This window comes from Pseudoalteromonas sp. BSi20429 (assembly GCF_000238895.1).
Lineage (GTDB): Bacteria > Pseudomonadota > Gammaproteobacteria > Enterobacterales > Alteromonadaceae > Pseudoalteromonas > Pseudoalteromonas arctica.
In genome coordinates this window covers 1-2533 of the sequence record NZ_BADV01000020.1, presented here as the reverse complement: position 1 = coordinate 2533, position 2533 = coordinate 1, and the positions used below count along the sequence as shown (strand labels likewise).

Here is a 2533-nt window from a genome sequence, read left to right as displayed (position 1 = left end):
TGAGCCATCATCATAAAGATATTCAAGTTCAAGCTGAGCGAGTGAACCTGCGGATAACGTATTGTCACCCAAATCAAACGCAGTCACTTGGCTAATACTGGCAGGGCTTGTGTTGCTCGGTGCCTGCGCTGTTTGTGGGCTGGTTATGTCGTAATCTACCGGGCCATCAAAGGTTATAAATGTGCCATCGAGTGTGAGTACATTGGTGGCGGTAATATCAACATTGCCTTGACTGTCGAGTTTTATCTCGCCGCCCGCGTTGTGAATAATTCACTTAAAATATTGTTTGCACAAAGAGAAAAGAATGAGAAGTAAATGAGGGCGTTAACCGTAAAAAGCAGTCATTACTTGAAAGGCTAGGGCGCTATGCTTTAAAAGTTATAGCGCCTAGCCTTACAACATTCATGTTGTTAAAGAGTGGGTAATTATTTATACGTTCGTTTATTCTGGTTTTGGTGGGTTAACATTGATTAGCCAATCAGGAATATACTCATTTTCAATAGTAAGTTGATAGCCTTTGACTTCTTTAGCGATAACGGCCATCGCGGTTAACGCTAAAGGGATAGCACCTTCATTGGCGCCTAATTGCTCCTCATCACTGTAATATTCTTTGTGCAGTAATAAAGCCTTTTCCATGGCGCTATTGTAGGCCTGCTCACCGTCTTCTGTGAAGATGGCTTCGATAACAGACACTAACGGCCACTTGAGACGGCTGACTAGTAAATATATCTCATCATCTGGATAATCATCTGGGTTTGAGGTGACATACGCTTGCTCAAGTAAGTGTGTTAAATCGGCGTCTGGATTGAATAGCCCTTTGAGTAAATCAGCTAAGGCGTAATCAAACGGTTTGCGTTGGTCACCCAATCGCGCTTGACGAAATACGTCATTGTCGATGGTGGTTAGGAAATCAATAGCGTCTTGATTACGCACTATAATCGCGGCATATAATGCTTCTAACCACGTTGCGTGTTTAGTGCCATAGTCATCGGCTTTACCTATTACTTCTAGGTATTCGTCATCATAAAAAAATGCAAAGGCTTGACCATCATTGGCGTTACTTTGAAAAATACCGTGCCCTAATTGTGATGCGCGTAATAGGTAAAGCCAAGCATGGTAGCTATTAGGGTTTTCAATGGCTTCCATGGGGAAGGTGTCTATTAGATTACGCTTAAAATGATTATGTAGCCCATGGCTAGGATCTTCTTGAATGCGCCCAAGTCCCCCTTCTTGCAACCTATTGTATAACTTGATTGCTCTGTCATAGCTTCTTTGTGCAAAGCTGTAATGGCTTTTAATCATCTTAATTACTCCTTAAAATCCGATATCAAAAATAGACACATCAATGGTCTCGATTAAGCCATTGTCATTGGCTTTTTGTTGTATGTCTTAAAGGTGATAAAGTATTTATCATGTACTATTTAACAAGCTTGGGGGTTTACTTCATCAACACTGTCTTTTTCTATTTCGGCAATATATTAATTAAAAACAAAGTGAAGGTTGATTTTTATTGTTTAATGTTCCAATAAAACCAAGCTATTAAGAAGTTACTTAATAGCTTGGTTTTGAATATTGTAAGCTGTTAAAGAGAATTTAGGGTTCTTAAGAAGAATAAATTTTATCTAGGAATTCCTTAAAACTATCGGCTACCGGAAATATTGCTTCGTCCCCTTTAAACTCATGAGAGAAAAAAATAACCTTTGGTTCAATATTTTCTATTCTAAAGTCAAAGCAGAAGTAATCATCCCCAGGGGAATCAGCGAATGGAATAACTCCATATGGTATATTATCTTCCATGGTAGAGATAGTCGTTTCTACATTGTAAACGTTTTCGTAATCATCATCGGCAAAATGGAGTAAGCAACTAATAGCAGTTTCAATATTATTATTTATTAATATTGATGCAGGATTAGGTGCCTTCCCTTGATGCAAGTTCATAATCTCTAAATATTTCTCAGGATAAGTTATACCCATTCTTTTCTCAAACGAAGAAACGACTTGTTTGTTTAAAGGCTTATCTTTTTCCCACAAATACAATTCCCATTCGTTTATCATTTATATCCTCCTCCCCAAATTGACATACCTCCAGTATGAGGTAAAAAAGTTTTATGTTCTATTGAACTAATTAACTGCATTTTTCCTAAATCTTGATGATGATGCCATGTTAATCCCGGTGGCTTACTTTGAACTGATGGGCTCTTCATAAAAAACTTATGCTGCATTGGTGTTAAGTTCATTTTTTTAGCTAAAGATGGATCGTCTATTAATGCTTTTCGTATTGATTCATTTGCCGCCTGAAAGTGTTTGCCATGCTTTTGCGTTCCTAAATGTGAGGCATCAAGAGTAACATCGAATTTACTATTGAAAATAGGAAAACCATCTTTATCATATGTTATGGTTTTGCCATTTTTTGTAAAGCTTTTTCCTTTCTCGGCACCTTTAGGCATTTGGATTGAAATTGCATCGGCTTCGGTTTTACCGTATGGAATAACCATGCCATCTTTTGTAAGCATAGGTTTTTGAGTTTTTATAT

The 2533-nt window shown here is 37.7% G+C and carries 3 protein-coding genes; all 3 read right to left on the bottom strand.

The genetic code is table 11. The annotated features are described in order from the left end of the window. Window positions 1-441: 441 nt before the first annotated feature. The gene (locus P20429_RS15530) at window positions 442-1302 is read right to left on the bottom strand and encodes an immunity 49 family protein (protein WP_007581125.1); all 861 of its coding nucleotides are present in this window, start codon (window positions 1300-1302) and stop codon (window positions 442-444) included. Between the two features lie 300 nt (window positions 1303-1602). Next, the gene (locus tag P20429_RS20085) at window positions 1603-2055 is read right to left on the bottom strand and encodes an SMI1/KNR4 family protein (RefSeq protein WP_007581123.1); all 453 of its coding nucleotides are present in this window, start codon (window positions 2053-2055) and stop codon (window positions 1603-1605) included. Further along, window positions 2052-2533, bottom strand: a 482-nt coding sequence (locus tag P20429_RS19215) for an HNH endonuclease (RefSeq protein ID WP_193371814.1), incomplete at its 5' end; no start/stop codon positions are given. The genes P20429_RS20085 and P20429_RS19215, both read right to left, overlap by 4 nt.

Coding starts and splice junctions, on each gene's coding strand:
- P20429_RS15530 (WP_007581125.1), bottom strand. CDS start 1,302: ATGATTAAAAGCCATTACAGCTTTGCACAAAGAAGCTATGACAGAGCA.
- P20429_RS20085 (WP_007581123.1), bottom strand. CDS start 2,055: ATGATAAACGAATGGGAATTGTATTTGTGGGAAAAAGATAAGCCTTTA.